We start from the raw sequence: 14,853 nt of genomic DNA, 5'->3' as shown, positions 1-14,853 counted from the left end.
TGTGCTAACCTTTAGCCATGCCGAACCTTGATACCCTCTCCCAGTTGCCCCTGGCCGAACGTCTGGCCGCGATGGAGTCTTTGTGGGACTCGCTGTGCCACGACGATGCGGCCGAATTGAGTCCGCCGTGGCACGCTGAAGTACTGGAAGAGCGCCTGCACGAGTTGGCGGATGGCCAGCATCGTGACTGGAGCACCGCCAAGAATACGCTGCGCAAGCTCACCGAAAGCTGATTCTCACCCATGCATTTAGTGCGGATCAGCGCATCTGCCGAACGGGATTTGCTGATCGGTTTCGAGTTCTACGAAATCCAGGCCGCTGGGCTCGGCCAGTATTTTCTCGACAGCCTGTTTTCTGACATCGATTCACTGGCTCTGCACGCAGGCATCCATCCCAAGCCCCTCGCAGGTCTGCACCGCTGCCTGTCCAGGCGTTTCCCGTTTGCCATTTACTACAATTTCGACGGCCATACCGCGATCGTCCTCGCCGTACTCGATTGCCGTCGCAATCCCCGTTCGATACGCGGCACGCTCGGCGCCCGTCGAACTCAACCGAAAAAATGATCGAGTTCTCCCTCCTCACCGCCCTGCTCGCCGGCCTTCTCGGTGGCGTGCATTGCGTCGGCATGTGCGGCGGCATCGTCGCGGCATTTTCCTTCCGCGCCGACGGCAGCACGCCGCCGTTCAGGATGCATCTGGCCTACAACCTGGGGCGGGTGTCATCCTACGTCATGTTCGGCGCACTCGCCGGGGCGCTGGGCGCCACGCTGAAGCTGGCCGGATTCATGCCGGTGCAGACCGCGCTGTTCGTGCTGGCGCAGTTGGTGATGATCCTGCTCGGCCTGTATCTGGCCGGTTTCAATCAATGGGTGCTGGTGTTCGAGCGCGCCGGCGGCGCGCTGTGGAAGAAGGTGAAGCCGCTGTTCCAGAAACTGCTGCCGGTGAAGTCGCTGCCGCAGGCGGTGCTGGCGGGCATGGCCTGGGGCTGGCTGCCGTGCGGGCTGGTCTACTCGGTTCTGGTGTCGGCGCTGGCGGCCGGCAGCGCCACCTCGGGCGCGGCGCTAATGCTGGCATTCGGTCTCGGCACGCTGCCGAACCTGTTGGGCATGGGGCTGTTCGCACGGCAGCTCCAGCCTTTCATGCAACAGCGCTGGGTACGCCGCGCCGCCGGGCTGACAGTGGCGGGTTTCGGCGTGTGGGGCCTGCTGACGCTGATCTATCCGGTCTTCTCGAAGCCCTGAACGGCCCCCGATACACAAAAAAACAGCCCCGGCTGGCGGGGCGCGGGGGGCTCGGGTTTACTTGTAGAACTTCTGCTCGAACACCATTTCACGCTTGGGCTCGCCCGCCACTTCGACGCTGGCGGTGAATTTCAGGGTGTCCGGCGGGGTGACGCGGAATTCGCCCAGATAGTAAATGGCGGTGCCTTCCTTGATTTCGCGCATGGTCACGTGACCCAGCTGCTGGTTGAGATTGGTGGCATAGACGGCGATCTTGGCCGGAACCGGCGTCGGCACGCCGACCTTGTTCTGCTTCAGCACCGACATCGTCACCAGGCCGCGCGTCTTGCTGCGCTCGATCTTGTAGGCGCGCGCAACCTCGGGTAGCAGTTCGTCGGTGGTGAGTGCGTTGTAGTGAATTTCCAGCGGGCCGAATTTCTGCGAGATTTCGGCATGGGCGGCAACGGCGATGGAGCTCAGGCACAGGGCGGCAAGCAGACGTTTCATAGTGACTCTCCTTTTATTGTGGGCGATGCTACCCGAATTGTAGGCGCTTATTGAAACGTGGCGAGCCAGGCAGTCAGGTCGTCGAGTGCACGGCTGACGGCCAGGCTGGAGGCCTCGGCGGCGCCGGCGGCATCGTAGGTCGGAACCGGCACCTGCTGCTCGAAGACGCGCCGCCCCAGCAGCTTACGTTGCTTCAGATCGACCAGTTCGGCGCGCAGCATCAGCCGCACCTGCCCCGGCGCGCTGGCGGCGTCGTGATAGAACTCCATTAGTACCGTATCCAGCAACACATCGCCGCGCACATAGCCGCCGGCGGCACTGACCTGCCAGGCGCCCTGGCGGTCGAGCCGCACACGCATGAGGTCGGCGAAGCGCTTGCCGGGACGTTCGGTCCAGCGCGCATACTGGTACTGGCCACGGGTGCCGACGCTGCGGCTGAATACCAGCTGGTCGGTGTCGTAAAAGCTGCCGGTGGTGGTGTCGAGCACCAGCAGGGTAGGGCCGGCGCCACTGCGAACGGGGGCGACGACGGGCGAAGGAGCAGGGTCTGCCAGCACGTAATACACCATCGCAGGGGCATTCGGCTGCTCGCCGAAATTGACGCAGCCCGTCAGGGTGAATGCGAGCACGACCGGCGCGAGGCGTCTTTTCATGGCAGTTTTTCTCCGGGGCCGAGCTGCTGCTGACCCGGGCCGAACAGGATGGTGCGCGGGTTGGACAGGCGCTGCCCGGCGGTGGTGAGTACATCGGCGCTGGTGCGCACATCGCGGCTGACATTGGTCATTTCCAGCGTACCGGTTTCGGTGAGCTGTTGGATCTGTCCGGAAATCAGGCTGGCGTCGCGTTGCAGCTTTTCCATCGCCACCCTGGCTTCTTGCAATGCGGCCTCGGCGCTGTTTCCGACGCCGACGATGCTGCCTTCGGCCCGGGTGGCGACCTGGCCGATGCTAGCGCCGGCGAAGCGGAACTCATCGGCGGCGTCGCGGATGCCCTGTACCGCGGCGTCGAGACTCTGCTTGTTGGCGACGAGATGGCCGGACAGCTCGTTGAGGTTGGCGAGCGTCTGGCTGATGGCATGCTGGTTGTTTTCCGACAGCAGCGTGTCCATTTTTTCCAGTACCTGCGCACCGCTAAGCGCCAGCCGCGAGATGGCGGTGGCGACCTTGTCGAGATCGGAGCTGCCCTCGGCGATGACCGGATAGCGTTCACCCTGGGGAGCCTCACTCAGCAGGGCACCGTCGCTCGGGCCATTGTTGATTTCGACGGCAGCGATGCCGGTGACCAGATTACGCTTGATGTAAGCCGCGGCGCCGGTGTGCACCGGTACGCCTTCGTCGATGCGCGCGGTGACGCTAACGGCCTCGTCGCCACCCCGGACAAAACGGTAGCTGTCGACCACACCCACCTTGATGCCGCGCATTTTCACCGGGCTGCCGACCGCCAGGCCGTCGAGCGACTGCTGCTTGAAATAAATGGTGTAGGTCTGATACGCAATCTGATCCGCCGCTCCCACCAACCACACGATGGCCAGCGTCATCAGCGCGATCACTGCCAGCACCAGCGTGCCGACCAGGGTATAGCGGCCTTCATTTTCCATGCGCGGCTTCTCCATCCGGCGCCCGTGCGGCAAAGTAATCGCGCAGCCACGGATCGTCGATTTGCTTCAGTTCGGTCAGCGTTCCGCTGCCGAGCACGCGGCCATCCGACAGCACGATGACGCGATCGATAATCGAAAACAGTGTATCCAAGTCATGGGTGACAAGGAATACGGTGAGCCCGAGGCTGTCGGCCAGCAGCCGGATCAGCGAGTCGAACGCGCGCGCCGAAATCGGGTCGAGGCCGGACGTCGGCTCGTCGAGGAAAAGCAATTCCGGGTCGAGTGCCAGCGCGCGCGCCAGCGCCACCCGCTTGCGCATGCCGCCCGACAACTCGCTCGGGCGTTTGCCGGCGGCGTCCGCCGGCAAACCGGCCAGTGCCAGCTTCAGCCGCGCCAGGCGGCGGCAGGTGGCGTGCGGCAGATCGGTGTGCTCGAACAGCGGCGTGGCGACGTTGTCCTCCACGCTGAGGGAGGAGAACAGTGCGCCATCCTGGAACAGCACGCCGAAGCGCCGGCGCAGCGCATTCATCTGCGCTGGCGTGCTGTCCCACACCGATTGTCCGAACAGCTCGATGCGTCCCACCTGCGGCCGCAACAGGCCGATGATCTCACGCAGCAATACCGATTTTCCGGTGCCGCTGCCACCGATCAGCGCGACCACTTCGCCGCGCGCCACCGACAGGCTGAGGCCACGATGGATGCTGTGCCCGCCCAGTGTGGTGGAGACATCGCGGACGTCGATGACGGGTTCGGCCATCAGATTTCCAGCTTCACGAACATGACGGCGAAAATGGCGTTGAGGATGATGATGGCGACCAGGCTCTGCACCACGGTGGAGGTGGTGTTGGCGCCGACGCTGCGCGCGTCGCGGGTGACCGAAAGTCCCATGCGGCAGGCGATCAACGCGATGAAAAGAGCAAACACCGGCGCCTTGAGCAGGCCCACCAGCAGGGTTTTCGGCAGGATCACGTCGACCATGCGGTCGATGAACATGTGACGCGAGATATCCAGCTGCTCCTGCGCGATCACCATGCCGCCGGCGATGCCGGCGATGTCGCCGATGAAGACCAGTAGCGGCATCGCGAGCAGCAGGGCGACGATGCGCGGAATCACCAGCACCGCCAGCGGCGACAGGCCGAGCGTGGCGATGGCGTCGATCTCCTCGGTGATTTTCATGGTGCCGATCTGCGCAGTGATAGCCGCGCCGGTGCGCCCGGCCACCAGGACGGCAACGATGACCGGTGAGATTTCGCGCAGGATCGCCAGCAACAGGCCGTCGACGACAAAGATGTTGGCGCCATATTGCTGCGCCTGGTCCCCCAGCAGGTAGGCGAACACCACGCCGAGCAGGAACAGCATCCCGGCCACGATGGGAATCGCGCCGACGAACACCGAACTCACCTGGGCACCGAATTCCCGCCAGCGCCAGCGCCCCGGGTGGCCCATCAGGGCCATCAGCTCGACGAACAGGTGGCCGATGAAACCGATGAGGCCGACGACATGCCCCCACATCGCCAGCGTACCGCGCCCGGTAGCTTCACGCACGCCTTCGCACTGCGGCTCGGCCTGCGCGGCGGTGGCCGCGCTGTGCTGCGCCACCAGTTGCAGCATCGCCCGATGCTGCGGCTGGAACGCGCGCAGCTCGGGCATCGGGTCGCCGGCCTGCGGGCGGGCCGCGGTCAGCAGCAGCCAGGCGCCGTTGATATCGAGCCGGGTGATGCCGGCGCCGTCGAGGACGCGCACCGTTTTGCCGCCCAGCCTGGGCAAGGCCGGCGCGGTCCCGGCATGCCAGTCGCCGCTGGCGATCAGCGCGTCATCGGCTTCGTCAAAGTGCGCGTGGGCTTCCGTCACTCCAGGCCCAATGGATTATCGGGATCGATGCCCGGCATGAAAGGCAGGCTGCGTTCGCGGTGGGTGACCTGGTAGACGCAGCCGATCCAGTTGCCGATCACAGCCTCGGCGGTATCGTGCCAGGTGTTGTCGAGCAGCGGCAGCAGGTGCGCTTCGGGGAAAGCCAGCGCCTCGCCCGCCTGCATGCGGCTGCCGAACTCGTCCAGCAGTGCCTGCGCCTGACGGCCGAAATAGCGTACCGGAAACGGCGGCAACGCCGGCAGCTTGCCGGCGGCGGCGAGCAGCAGATCGCGCTTGTATTCCTTCAGCAGGGAAATGGTGTCGTATTCGGGATGCCCCTGGAAGAACACGGTGCGCAGGCCGTCATGGCTCACCGCCAGATGTACGCCCGCTTCCGCGCTTTCGACCAGCACTTTGACCCCCGCCGCCTCGAACTGCGCGCGCGAGACGTCGTTCCAGCGCGAATGCGGCACGTCGAAGCGGGTATTGACGTCGGCCACCAGCGGATGGCGGCCGTCGGTGACGCGATGCTCGAACACGCCCCATACCTTCTCCGCCTGCTTCACCCGCGCATGGCCGTGGCGGAACTGCATCACCGCATGAGTGGCGAGGCACGAGCACAGGGTCGAGGTGACATTGTCCCAGGCCCAGTCGATCACTTCGATCAGCGGCTGCCAGAACGGTTCGTCGGCGAGGTTGGGATGGCTGACGTTGGCGCCGGTGATGATGAGCGCATCCAGTCCCTTCTCGCGGATGGCGTCGAAGCTTTCGTAAAACTGTGCGATGTGCCCCTGTGCTGCATCGCCGCGCGGCAGCGTCGGCAGGGTGAAGGGATGCATGTAGAACTGCGCGATCGGGTTGGATTCGCCGACCAGCCGGTAGAACTGCCGCTCGGTCGCCTCCAGCGCGGCATCCGGCATCATGTTCAGCAGGCCGACGTGCAGCTCGCGGATTTCCTGCCGGGCCGCGCGGCCGGTCTCCAGCACCGTCATGCCGTCGCGGCGCAGGCGGTCGAAAGTGGGCAGGGCGTTATGCGCGACCAGCGGCATTCGCCCTCCCTGGCTCCCGGCTCCCGGCCCCTGTTGCTTTCCTTGCGATGGCCGCTTCCAGCAGCGCCAGGAAATCGCGTTCGTCGCGCACCTGCGCCACCTCCTGCGAGGTCACCGTGTAGCCGTGCGGCCGGGCGATCGCCTCGTAGCGCGGAATGCGCGAATGGAACAGGCGCGGGAACACCCAGCGCGCGAAATCGTCCGGCTCGACCTCGGCCACGAATTCGAGGCCTTTTTCCCTGAGATAGAGCGGCAAGTGCTCGGCCAGAAAAGCCGGGCGGAAATACAGCGGCTTGGGATCGGACTGCGCGCGCTTGATCAGCGTGTCCTCCTCTTCGCGGGTGGTGGTCTGGATGTAGAGGATCAGCGTGTGCTCCGCCAGAAGCTCGACCACGCCGGGTTCATCCAGCTCGCACAGACTGCCGCCGACGTCATTGACGAAGTGCGGATAGCCATAGATTTCCTGGCCCTTGCGGATAAAGCCCGGCACGTCGCGCATGGCGGCGATTTCGGCATCGCGATACGCCGCCTGGCGGCGCGAGAACTCGGCCAGCGAGAGGCCACCCCACCCCGGTCCACCGAGCTTGCCGACGAAGGTGAGCACCGGGCCGAGATCGTGGATCTTGATGTTGTTCTTGATGTCGATCCAGTCGTTGCGCAGGAGGTCGCGCAGGAAGGGCACCTGCATCGCCTGCTGTTTGATGAGATCCAGAATCGGCTCGTCGAGATAGCGCGTGCCGATGCGGTAGTCGCCGGAAAAATGGAACCAGTCGTGACCGCGCAGCATCGACGAGATATGCGTCTTGCCGACACCGGACATGCCGAGCAGGGTGATGCGCTTGGTCGGCCAGGCGCGGAAGGTTTCAGGGCTGAAATGCATGGGGCTGGTTTTCGTGTAATTAGCGCGAAGCCTACCGAAAAGCCACCCAATTAAAAAGGCCACGCAGCAGAATGGCCTCCCGCAGGCCGCAATCCGCACCCGTTCGCGCCCGGCTGGCGGATTTCCGGATGCATCGGGCAGGTGTAAATCGTTTCCCCGGACAGCGGCCGGAACGGTGCTGCCGGACGTGGCGGCTGGCCCGTGTCTGGCGCGGGGTGACGGGCGTGGTCCATGGCAAGGCTTATTGCATCAGATCGTCGCGTCGTTTCAGGAATTCGTCGCGATCGATCTCGCCGCGTGCATAGCGCTCTTCCAGAATGTCCAGCGCGGTGCGCTTCGGTTTATCACCCTGGCCGCGAACAAAATACAGGCCGAGCAGAACAAGCAGCAGCAGGGGAAAGAACCATCCCAGAATCATCCCCCACCCCATGCCGTAGTGCCCGAATCCAAGCATATCCTGCCTCCTTCAGCCCAGCCGCATCGGGGCGCGCCCTGCATCCGCCTCCTGCCCGGCTCCGTCCTCAGGGTTTGCGCATGTTCATCTGCATCATCTGCTGCATCATGTCCATGCGTTTTTCCATCATTTCCATGCGCCTGGCCATCATGTCGCTGTCACCAGCCGCCCCCATGCCGCCCTTCATTCCATGGCCCATCGTGCCCATGCAGTCCCTGCCGCCCATCATGCCCATGCCGCCCGGTTTTTTGCCGGCCATGGGGCCGGATACCTCCATGCCCTTCATCACGACGTCCATCTGCGACATCTGCTCCTCCATCAACTGCATGCGTTTGGCGGGATCCTCGGTGCGGCGCATTTCCTCCATGCGTTCACGCAGGGACGCCATGCCAGCCGCGTTCGTGCCCTGGGACTGCGCCGCGTCCGTATCGGGGCGGTCGCTGTCGTGCTCATGCTCGGCTCTCGCTGCGGCCGGTATGGCCAGGGCTGCGGCGAGGGCGAACATCAGGGTGGTGCGTTGCATTGCCATCATGGCCGGCTCCTTGAAAAACAACGTGGGTAATTTCGTATGCCGCCACTGGATGCGCCCCAGCTTCACTACGGAACGCGCCCGCTCTTTCGGCCACGAAGCGCCATCATGCCGCCCGGTTTCAATCGGCAGGGCCGGGCTGGCCCGGCTCCCGAAAAACCGGCGTACATGCCAAGGTTTTCATGGGGTCGGCGTGCCCGCATGGCTCAGCGGCAACCCCGCGCCAGCCAGCCGTATTTCACCAATATAGATGAGCCGATTCCGACAGCAAGCCGGCGCCAGGCAGCATCGGCAAACGTTTCCATCACGGCGGGGCATAATGACCCGACCGATACCATCCGTCCCTGCCATGACCGCCTTTCGCCTGCCCGTCCTGTCCCTGCTCGAAACCCGCGTCCTCGGCGTGCTCTGCGAAAAGCAGCACACCGTGCCCGATACCTATCCGCTGTCTCTCAACGCCCTGGTGGCCGGCTGCAACCAGAAAACCAGCCGTCATCCCATCATCGAGGCCAGCGAGGCCGAGGTGCAGGCCGCCATCGACAACCTCAGGGGGCCGGCCCTGGTCGTCGAATCCAGCGGTGGCCGCGTCACCCGCTACGCCCACAACATGGAAAAGGCCCTGCGCCTGCCCTCTCAGTCCGTCGCCCTGCTCACCGTGCTGATGCTGCGCGGCCCGCAGACCGTGGGTGAACTGCGCATCAACTGCGAGCGCCTGCACCGTTTCGCCGACATCTCGGCGGTGGACGCTTTTCTGCAAGAGCTGGCCGAACGGCCCGACGGCGCCATGGTGGCCGAGCTGCCGCGTCAGCCGGGCTCGCGCGAGAATCGCTGGGTCCATCTGCTCAACGGCGCGCCGGCCATCGAGACCACCGCGGCTTCTCCGGCAGCCGAATCCGGCGCCAACCCGGGCGTGGGCGAGATCGCCGCGCTCAAGGCCCAGGTGGCGCGGCTGGAAGGGGAAGTCGACAGGTTGAAAGGCCTGGTGGACACGCTTTGCGCGGAGCTGGGAATGCCGGGCTGACGGGCCGGCCGGGAAGAGGGCGGCATTGAGTCCGCCGCGGCCAATTTGCATGATCGGTTTAGCGCGGCAGGATTCAGCCGATTCAGCACCTGCGCGCTGCCATCTTTCCTGCGCCCCCCAACGGAACTGCCCCTGGCCTGAGCGCGCAAAAAGGGCGCTCCGCAGAGCGCCCCGCTTCCTACGGGAAAAGCTGCGTTTAGAGAGTGTAGGCCCGCTCGCCGTGGCTGCCGGTGTCGAGACCTTCGCGTTCCTGCTCTTCGCTGACGCGCAGACCCATGCTCATGTCGATCAGTTTGAACGCGACCAGGCTCACCACGCCCGACCACACAATGGTGATCAGCACGCCGGTCGCCTGCGTCACCACCTGGCCGGCCATCGAGTAGTCAGCCACGCCGACGCCGCCCAGCGCCGGCGAGACGAAGATGCCGGTGCCGATGGCGCCGATGATGCCGCCGATGCCGTGGATGCCGAACACGTCGAGGGTGTCGTCGTAGCCCAGCGTCTTCTTCAGGCCGGTGACGCCCCACAGGCAGACCACGCCAGCGATAGCACCGAGCACGATGCCTCCCATCGGGCCGACCAGACCGGCCGCCGGAGTGATCGCCACCAGGCCCGCCACCACGCCGGATGCGACCCCCAGCATCGACGGCTTGCCGCGCAGCGTCCACTCGGCGAACATCCACGCCAGGCCCGCCGCGGCGGTGGCGAGGATGGTGTTGATGAAGGCGAGCGCCGCGCCGCCGGTGGCCTCGAGGTTGGAGCCGGCGTTGAAGCCGAACCAGCCCACCCACAGCAACGAGGCGCCGATCATGGTCATCGGCAGGCTGTGCGGCGGCATCGCGTCGCGGCCGTAGCCGATGCGCTTGCCGAGCACGATGGCGCCGACCAGCGCGGCGATGCCGGCGTTGATGTGCACCACGGTGCCGCCCGCGAAGTCGAGATCCCCCTTCGAGAACAGGTAGCCGCCGGTCGCCCACACCATGTGCGCGATCGGCAGGTAGGAGAAGGTGAACCACAGCAGCGCGAACACCAGCAGCGCGGAGAATTTCACCCGCTCGGCCAGGCCGCCGACGATCAGCGCCACGGTGATGGCAGCGAAGGTCAGCTGGAAGGCGACGAAGCTGAACTCGGGGATGACAACGCCGGCGCTGAAGGTCGCCGCGGTACTGGCCGGGGTGATGCCGGCGAGGAACAGTTTCGACAGGTCGCCGATCGCCCAGTTCATGCCGCCGCCGTCGCCAAAAGCCAGCGAGTAGCCGTACACCGCCCACAGGATCGCGATCAGGCAGAAGATCGCCATCACCTGGGTCAGCACCGACAGCATGTTCTTGGCGCGCACCAGGCCGCCGTAGAACAGTGCCACGCCCGGAACGATCATCAGGATCACCAGCAGCGTGGACACCATCATCCAGGTGGTGTCGCCCTTGTCGGGCACCGGCGCCGCGGCTTCTGCGGCAGGCGCGGCCGCAGCAACCGCTGCTTCCGTGGCAACGGACTCCACCGTTGCGGCCACTGCGAATTCTTCCACCGGGGCTGCCGCATCCTGCGCCAGCGCCAGGCCGGGAGACCACAGGACACACATCAGGCCCAACGAAGCGAATAGCTTTTTCATGGTCAACTCCTTACAGGGCATCGGGGCCGGATTCGCCCGTGCGGATGCGCACGACCTGTTCCAGGCTGGTGACAAAAATCTTGCCGTCGCCGATCTTGCCGGTATTGGCCGCTTTCTCGATCGCCTCGATCACGCGCTCCAGCAGCTCGGCCCGGGTCGCGATTTCGATCTTCACCTTGGGCAGGAAATCGACCACGTATTCCGCACCACGATATAGTTCGGTGTGGCCTTTCTGCCGCCCGAATCCCTTCACTTCCGTGACCGTCAGGCCGGTGACGCCGATGGCCGACAAGGCCTCGCGCACTTCGTCCAGCTTGAACGGCTTGATGATTGCCGTTACGAATTTCATGCCTAATCTCCCGAAGATGGAAAAACAGGGCGGCGGGCGCCCATGGTCAAGCCGGTTCAGAACGTTTTGCCGACTGAAACGATGAAGCGATCATCGGCCACCTTGCCATACAGATCCTCACCGTCATCGTCGGTGGCCACATAGGCAAGGCCGAAGTTGAAGCCGCCGAATTCCTTGCTGACGCCAATCTTCCAGTCCGCGTAGTCAGCCTGGGCGCCTTCGCCCGCGGTATAGCCATAGTGAAGACCGAGCATGACTGCGGCGGGCAGCGCATAGTTGAAACTGGCATCCCAGTAGATCGTGCCGTCGGAATCGGCAGCGCCGAAATAATCCGTGGTGCTGTAGGAGGCTTTCAGCCCGAATCCTTTCCAGGTCAGGGCGGCATAGGCCTCAAGCGTGTCGGCATCGGACAGGTCGGGGTAGAAATACTGGAGCAGGCCGACGTTGTAGCCGAGATCGCCGGTGATCTTGCCGCTGTAGCCGCCGTAGACGTCCCATTCCATGTTGGCATCGCCAAACTCGACATTGGACCCCCAGGTTCCCAGGTAGAAACCGCTGGAGTGGGCGTAGTCGAACCCCCCCTGGATGGCGGGATCCTCGTCGGTCTGGGAAACGCCTCGGAAGGCGTAGTCGGAGAAAAACCCCAGGTTGCCGGTGAGGCTGTGGGGACTGCTTTCTTCAGCCGCCATGGCGAAGCCGGACATGCCCGCGAAACCGGCCACAAGCGCGGCGTGTGCAAGTTTTTTCATGAAATGTCTCCCGAATTGAGGGCGCGCAAGATTGCTCCACTCATGCAGCACAAGCTGTGCCAGACTAAATTTCATTTAAAAAACAGACAGTTGAATTAATAAACTTATGCAATCGGGCATAGACTGCACTTTCGTGGTGCGTCATGAAAACGCCATGCACCCTCTTTGTGCTGCACGCCACAGCCTGGTTCTGCGCTGGATAGACGCAGTGCTTGTACACTCTCCGGTTACTGGAGAGCGCCATGAACCCGAATCCGAAATTTCCCACCCCCGCATTCATCAACGACCTGGTCGGCAAGCTGGGCGATGTACTCAAGCAGTCACCGGCGAAGGACATCGAGCAGAACCTCAAGGCCGGCGTCACCTCAATGCTCGGCAAGCTCGACATGGTGAGCCGCGAGGAATTCGACGTGCAGGCCGAAGTGCTGGCGCGCACCCGCGAAAAGCTCGCGCAGCTGGAAGCTCGCCTGGCCGAACTGGAAAAACAGCAGCGCGAAGAAGAATAAAAAAATGGCCGTCGCCGTCGTCAAAAGCCGGGCGTTAAACGGCATGCACGCGCCCGAGGTCGTGGTCGAGGCGCACCTCGCCAACGGATTGCCGGCATTCACGCTGGTCGGCCTGCCCGAAACCGAAGTGAAGGAAGCGCGCGATCGCGTGCGCGCGGCGATCCAGAACGCACGCTACGAATTCCCGGCGCGGCGCATCACGGTCAACCTCGCTCCGGCCGATCTTCCCAAGGAATCCGGGCGCTTCGATCTGCCAATCGCGCTGGCGATCCTCGCCGCCTCCGGGCAGATCCCCGCCGACAAGTTCGGGCAGGCCGAATTCGCCGGCGAACTCGCGCTGACCGGCGAACTGCGCCCGGTGCGCGGCGCACTGGCGATGGCGCTGGCCACCCGCGCAGCGCAGCGGCAGCTGGTGCTGCCCGCGCAATCGGCCAGCGAGGCGGCATTGGCCCGCGGGGTCGAGGCACTGGGAGCGGCCAGCCTGCTCGATGTCTGCGCCTGGCTCGCGGGGCAGGCCCCGCTCGCTACACCCGAACCCGATGCCGTGCCGCCTGCGCCGGACTATCCCGACTTTGCCGATGTCAAGGGTCAGGCCGCCACCAAGCGCGCGCTCGAAGTCGCTGCGGCGGGCGGTCATTCGGTGCTGCTGGCGGGGCCGCCCGGTACCGGCAAGTCGATGCTGGCCGCGCGCTTTCCCGGCATCCTGCCGGCAATGGACGAGACCGAGGCGCTGGAAACCGCCGCACTGCAATCGCTCAACGGCGGTTTCCAGCACCGGCACTGGCAGCGCCGCCCGTTCCGCGCGCCGCACCACACCGCCTCCGCGGTGGCGCTGGTGGGCGGCGGCGGCAATCCGCGCCCGGGCGAAATTTCGCTGGCGCACCACGGCGTGCTGTTTCTCGACGAGCTGCCGGAGTTCTCGCGGCAGGTGCTGGAAGTGCTGCGCGAACCGCTGGAAACCGGCCACATCACCATTTCACGCGCGGCACGGCAGGCCGACTTCCCGGCGCGCTTCCAGCTGGTGGCGGCGATGAACCCCTGCCCCTGCGGCTACCTCGGCCATCCCACCCAGGCCTGCCGCGACACCCCGGACCAGATCGCGCGTTACCGCGCACGCATTTCGGGGCCGCTGCTCGACCGCATCGACATCCAGGTCAGCGTGCCCGCGCTGACGCAGGACGAACTGATGCAGGCCGCTGCGGGCGAGCCCAGCGCCGCCATCCGCGCCCGCGTGCAGGTGGCGCGCAACCGCCAGCTACAGCGCCAGGGCAAACCCAACGCCGCGCTCGGCACCCAGGAAATCGACCGCCACTGCGCACTGGATGCAGCCGGCGATGGCCTGCTCAAGCAGGCCATCGCACGTCTCAACCTGTCGGCGCGCGCCTACCACCGGGTACTCAAGCTGGCGCGCAGCGTGGCCGATCTCGCCGGCTGCGATGCCATCACGACGGCCCATCTTGCCGAGGCGATCCAGTACCGGAGGCAGGCGTGAGTTCGGCTCACACCTCCTGGCAGGAAGAGAAGCAGTCTGCCTGGCTCTACCGCGTCGTCGCCGAATGCGAACGCGGCACGCCGCGCGAAACCCTGTTCAGGGAGCTGGCGCAGGCGGCCGACGAGCAGGCGGACATCTGGCTGGCCGCCATCATCCAGAACGGTGACGAGGTGCCGACGACTTTCCGGCCCGACCTGCGCACCCGCGCCGTCGCCCGCCTCACTCGCGTATTCAAGCCACGTGCGATGCGCGGCGTACTGGCGGCGATGAAAGTGCGCGGCATGGTCCTGTATACCCAGGCGCTGCCACATGGCACGCCGCTGAAAGTCGACGACATCGGCAAGCGCCACCAGAACGGTGCTGTCGGCAACGTCCTGCGCGCCGGGGTGTTCGGCGTCAACGACGGGCTGGTATCGAACGCCGCACTGATCTACGGCGTGGCCGGCGCAGCGCCGGAACCGGCTGTCATCGTGCTGACCGGCGTGGCCGGGCTGTTGGCAGGTGCATTTTCGATGGCATCGGGGGAATACATTTCGGTGCGTTCGCAACGCGAAATGTTCGAATACCAGATCGGGCTGGAGCGCGCCGAGCTGGAAAAATACCCGCGGGAAGAAGCGGCCGAACTGGCGCTGATCTACGCCGCCAAGGGCATGCCCACGGACGAGGCGCGGCGGTTGGCCGATACGCTGATGCAGGATCCCGAGCACGCACTCGACACCCTGGCACGCGAGGAACTCGGCCTCAACCCCGACGAACTCGGGTCGCCCTGGGTGGCGGCAGCCTCGTCGTTTGCCGCCTTCACCGCCGGCGCAGCGCTGCCGCTATTGCCGTTCCTGCTCGACCACGGCAATGCGCTTGCGATCTCGATCGCGCTGACCGCGTTCGGGTTGTTCGCCGTCGGCGCCTGCATGAGCCTGTTCACCGGGCGCCACGCCGCGCTGAGCGGCCTGCGCATGCTCGGCATCGGTGGCGCGGCGGGATTGGCCACATATTTCATCGGCGCCTGGCTGGGGGTGTCGCTAGGCTGAGCTTTCTTTC

At 65.2% G+C, this 14,853-nt stretch carries 19 protein-coding genes; 7 read left to right on the top strand and 12 right to left on the bottom strand.

What is annotated here, in order from left to right; all coding sequences use genetic code 11:
• Positions 1-17: 17 nt before the first annotated feature.
• Genes B059_RS0103970 through B059_RS0103960 form a run of 3 tightly spaced genes read left to right on the top strand, consistent with a single transcriptional unit; the run spans position 18 to position 1,240 of the window.
• On the top strand, positions 18-233 hold the full coding sequence (locus B059_RS0103970) for an addiction module protein (RefSeq protein ID WP_018076949.1): 216 nt from the start codon (positions 18-20) through the stop codon (positions 231-233).
• 9 nt (positions 234-242) lie between these two features.
• On the top strand, positions 243-563 hold the full coding sequence (locus B059_RS0103965; RefSeq protein ID WP_038058088.1) for a type II toxin-antitoxin system RelE/ParE family toxin: 321 nt from the start codon (positions 243-245) through the stop codon (positions 561-563).
• On the top strand, positions 560-1,240 hold the full coding sequence (locus B059_RS0103960) for a sulfite exporter TauE/SafE family protein (RefSeq protein ID WP_018076947.1): 681 nt from the start codon (positions 560-562) through the stop codon (positions 1,238-1,240). Before B059_RS0103965 ends, B059_RS0103960 begins: the two co-directional genes overlap by 4 nt.
• 57 nt (positions 1,241-1,297) lie before the next feature.
• Here B059_RS0103960 and B059_RS0103955 read toward each other — a convergent pair whose 3' ends face one another.
• The 9 genes from B059_RS0103955 to B059_RS18610 form a co-directional block, all read right to left on the bottom strand.
• Positions 1,298-1,726, bottom strand: coding sequence for a DUF4426 domain-containing protein (locus tag B059_RS0103955; protein ID WP_018076946.1), 429 nt, complete (start codon positions 1,724-1,726; stop codon positions 1,298-1,300).
• 47 nt (positions 1,727-1,773) lie between these two features.
• A complete protein-coding gene (locus tag B059_RS0103950) occupies positions 1,774-2,379 on the bottom strand; it encodes an ABC-type transport auxiliary lipoprotein family protein (RefSeq protein WP_018076945.1) in 606 nt (201 codons plus the stop codon).
• The gene (locus B059_RS0103945) at positions 2,376-3,323 is read right to left on the bottom strand and encodes an MlaD family protein (RefSeq protein ID WP_018076944.1); all 948 of its coding nucleotides are present in this window, start codon (positions 3,321-3,323) and stop codon (positions 2,376-2,378) included. Before B059_RS0103945 ends, B059_RS0103950 begins: the two co-directional genes overlap by 4 nt.
• Complete coding sequence (locus B059_RS0103940) at positions 3,313-4,080, bottom strand: ABC transporter ATP-binding protein (RefSeq protein WP_018076943.1); 768 nt, start codon at positions 4,078-4,080, stop codon at positions 3,313-3,315. Before B059_RS0103940 ends, B059_RS0103945 begins: the two co-directional genes overlap by 11 nt.
• Positions 4,080-5,174 carry an MlaE family ABC transporter permease gene (locus B059_RS0103935; protein ID WP_018076942.1) on the bottom strand — a complete coding sequence of 365 codons (1,095 nt, stop codon included), beginning with the start codon at positions 5,172-5,174 and terminating at the stop codon, positions 4,080-4,082. The genes B059_RS0103940 and B059_RS0103935 overlap by 1 nt, the downstream gene beginning before the upstream one ends.
• The gene (gene metA / locus B059_RS0103930; protein WP_018076941.1) at positions 5,171-6,223 is read right to left on the bottom strand and encodes a homoserine O-succinyltransferase MetA; all 1,053 of its coding nucleotides are present in this window, start codon (positions 6,221-6,223) and stop codon (positions 5,171-5,173) included. Before metA ends, B059_RS0103935 begins: the two co-directional genes overlap by 4 nt.
• Positions 6,204-7,103: a hypothetical protein gene (locus tag B059_RS0103925; protein WP_018076940.1), complete on the bottom strand. Its 900-nt coding sequence runs from the start codon at positions 7,101-7,103 to the stop codon at positions 6,204-6,206. Before B059_RS0103925 ends, metA begins: the two co-directional genes overlap by 20 nt.
• 241 nt (positions 7,104-7,344) lie before the next feature.
• Positions 7,345-7,557 (bottom strand): SHOCT domain-containing protein, encoded by a 213-nt coding sequence (locus B059_RS0103920; RefSeq protein ID WP_018076939.1) that lies wholly within the window; start codon positions 7,555-7,557, stop codon positions 7,345-7,347.
• A gap of 67 nt (positions 7,558-7,624) precedes the next feature.
• Positions 7,625-8,089: a hypothetical protein gene (locus B059_RS18610; protein WP_018076938.1), complete on the bottom strand. Its 465-nt coding sequence runs from the start codon at positions 8,087-8,089 to the stop codon at positions 7,625-7,627.
• Positions 8,090-8,435: 346 nt separating this feature from the next.
• Here B059_RS18610 and B059_RS0103910 point away from each other — a divergent pair, with 346 nt between their 5' ends.
• Positions 8,436-9,107 carry a YceH family protein gene (locus B059_RS0103910; RefSeq protein WP_018076937.1) on the top strand — a complete coding sequence of 224 codons (672 nt, stop codon included), beginning with the start codon at positions 8,436-8,438 and terminating at the stop codon, positions 9,105-9,107.
• A gap of 196 nt (positions 9,108-9,303) precedes the next feature.
• Here B059_RS0103910 and B059_RS0103905 read toward each other — a convergent pair whose 3' ends face one another.
• The 3 genes from B059_RS0103905 to B059_RS0103895 are packed head-to-tail and all read right to left on the bottom strand — an operon-like array spanning position 9,304 to position 11,817.
• The gene (locus B059_RS0103905; protein ID WP_018076936.1) at positions 9,304-10,719 is read right to left on the bottom strand and encodes an ammonium transporter; all 1,416 of its coding nucleotides are present in this window, start codon (positions 10,717-10,719) and stop codon (positions 9,304-9,306) included.
• A 10-nt stretch (positions 10,720-10,729) separates the two neighbouring features.
• Positions 10,730-11,068 (bottom strand): P-II family nitrogen regulator, encoded by a 339-nt coding sequence (gene glnK, locus B059_RS0103900; protein WP_018076935.1) that lies wholly within the window; start codon positions 11,066-11,068, stop codon positions 10,730-10,732.
• Positions 11,069-11,124: 56 nt separating this feature from the next.
• Positions 11,125-11,817 (bottom strand): TorF family putative porin, encoded by a 693-nt coding sequence (locus B059_RS0103895; RefSeq protein ID WP_018076934.1) that lies wholly within the window; start codon positions 11,815-11,817, stop codon positions 11,125-11,127.
• A 242-nt stretch (positions 11,818-12,059) separates the two neighbouring features.
• On the opposite strand from B059_RS0103895, the gene B059_RS0103890 reads away from it, so the two are divergent.
• From B059_RS0103890 to B059_RS0103880, 3 genes are read left to right on the top strand one after another with little or no spacing between them, the layout of a single operon-like run.
• On the top strand, positions 12,060-12,323 hold the full coding sequence (locus B059_RS0103890; protein WP_018076933.1) for an accessory factor UbiK family protein: 264 nt from the start codon (positions 12,060-12,062) through the stop codon (positions 12,321-12,323).
• 4 nt (positions 12,324-12,327) lie between these two features.
• Positions 12,328-13,815 carry a YifB family Mg chelatase-like AAA ATPase gene (locus tag B059_RS0103885; RefSeq protein ID WP_018076932.1) on the top strand — a complete coding sequence of 496 codons (1,488 nt, stop codon included), beginning with the start codon at positions 12,328-12,330 and terminating at the stop codon, positions 13,813-13,815.
• The gene (locus B059_RS0103880; protein WP_018076931.1) at positions 13,812-14,843 is read left to right on the top strand and encodes a VIT1/CCC1 transporter family protein; all 1,032 of its coding nucleotides are present in this window, start codon (positions 13,812-13,814) and stop codon (positions 14,841-14,843) included. The genes B059_RS0103885 and B059_RS0103880 overlap by 4 nt, the downstream gene beginning before the upstream one ends.
• The last annotated feature ends 10 nt before the right edge of the window (positions 14,844-14,853 follow it).

Source organism: Thiobacillus denitrificans DSM 12475, assembly GCF_000376425.1.
Taxonomy (GTDB): domain Bacteria; phylum Pseudomonadota; class Gammaproteobacteria; order Burkholderiales; family Thiobacillaceae; genus Thiobacillus; species Thiobacillus denitrificans.
This window is presented reverse-complemented; position numbering and strand designations above follow the sequence as displayed.

Bases quoted from the DNA above. Each gene is read 5' to 3' on its own strand.
- B059_RS0103970 (WP_018076949.1), top strand. From the start codon at position 18: ATGCCGAACCTTGATACCCTCTCCCAGTTGCCCCTGGCCGAACGTCTG.
- B059_RS0103965 (WP_038058088.1), top strand. From the start codon at position 243: ATGCATTTAGTGCGGATCAGCGCATCTGCCGAACGGGATTTGCTGATC.
- B059_RS0103960 (WP_018076947.1), top strand. From the start codon at position 560: ATGATCGAGTTCTCCCTCCTCACCGCCCTGCTCGCCGGCCTTCTCGGT.
- B059_RS0103955 (WP_018076946.1), bottom strand. From the start codon at position 1,726: ATGAAACGTCTGCTTGCCGCCCTGTGCCTGAGCTCCATCGCCGTTGCC.
- B059_RS0103950 (WP_018076945.1), bottom strand. From the start codon at position 2,379: ATGAAAAGACGCCTCGCGCCGGTCGTGCTCGCATTCACCCTGACGGGC.
- B059_RS0103945 (WP_018076944.1), bottom strand. From the start codon at position 3,323: ATGGAAAATGAAGGCCGCTATACCCTGGTCGGCACGCTGGTGCTGGCA.
- B059_RS0103940 (WP_018076943.1), bottom strand. From the start codon at position 4,080: ATGGCCGAACCCGTCATCGACGTCCGCGATGTCTCCACCACACTGGGC.
- metA (WP_018076941.1), bottom strand. From the start codon at position 6,223: ATGCCGCTGGTCGCGCATAACGCCCTGCCCACTTTCGACCGCCTGCGC.
- B059_RS0103925 (WP_018076940.1), bottom strand. From the start codon at position 7,103: ATGCATTTCAGCCCTGAAACCTTCCGCGCCTGGCCGACCAAGCGCATC.
- B059_RS0103920 (WP_018076939.1), bottom strand. From the start codon at position 7,557: ATGCTTGGATTCGGGCACTACGGCATGGGGTGGGGGATGATTCTGGGA.
- B059_RS18610 (WP_018076938.1), bottom strand. From the start codon at position 8,089: ATGATGGCAATGCAACGCACCACCCTGATGTTCGCCCTCGCCGCAGCC.
- B059_RS0103910 (WP_018076937.1), top strand. From the start codon at position 8,436: ATGACCGCCTTTCGCCTGCCCGTCCTGTCCCTGCTCGAAACCCGCGTC.
- B059_RS0103905 (WP_018076936.1), bottom strand. From the start codon at position 10,719: ATGAAAAAGCTATTCGCTTCGTTGGGCCTGATGTGTGTCCTGTGGTCT.
- glnK (WP_018076935.1), bottom strand. From the start codon at position 11,068: ATGAAATTCGTAACGGCAATCATCAAGCCGTTCAAGCTGGACGAAGTG.
- B059_RS0103895 (WP_018076934.1), bottom strand. From the start codon at position 11,817: ATGAAAAAACTTGCACACGCCGCGCTTGTGGCCGGTTTCGCGGGCATG.
- B059_RS0103890 (WP_018076933.1), top strand. From the start codon at position 12,060: ATGAACCCGAATCCGAAATTTCCCACCCCCGCATTCATCAACGACCTG.
- B059_RS0103885 (WP_018076932.1), top strand. From the start codon at position 12,328: ATGGCCGTCGCCGTCGTCAAAAGCCGGGCGTTAAACGGCATGCACGCG.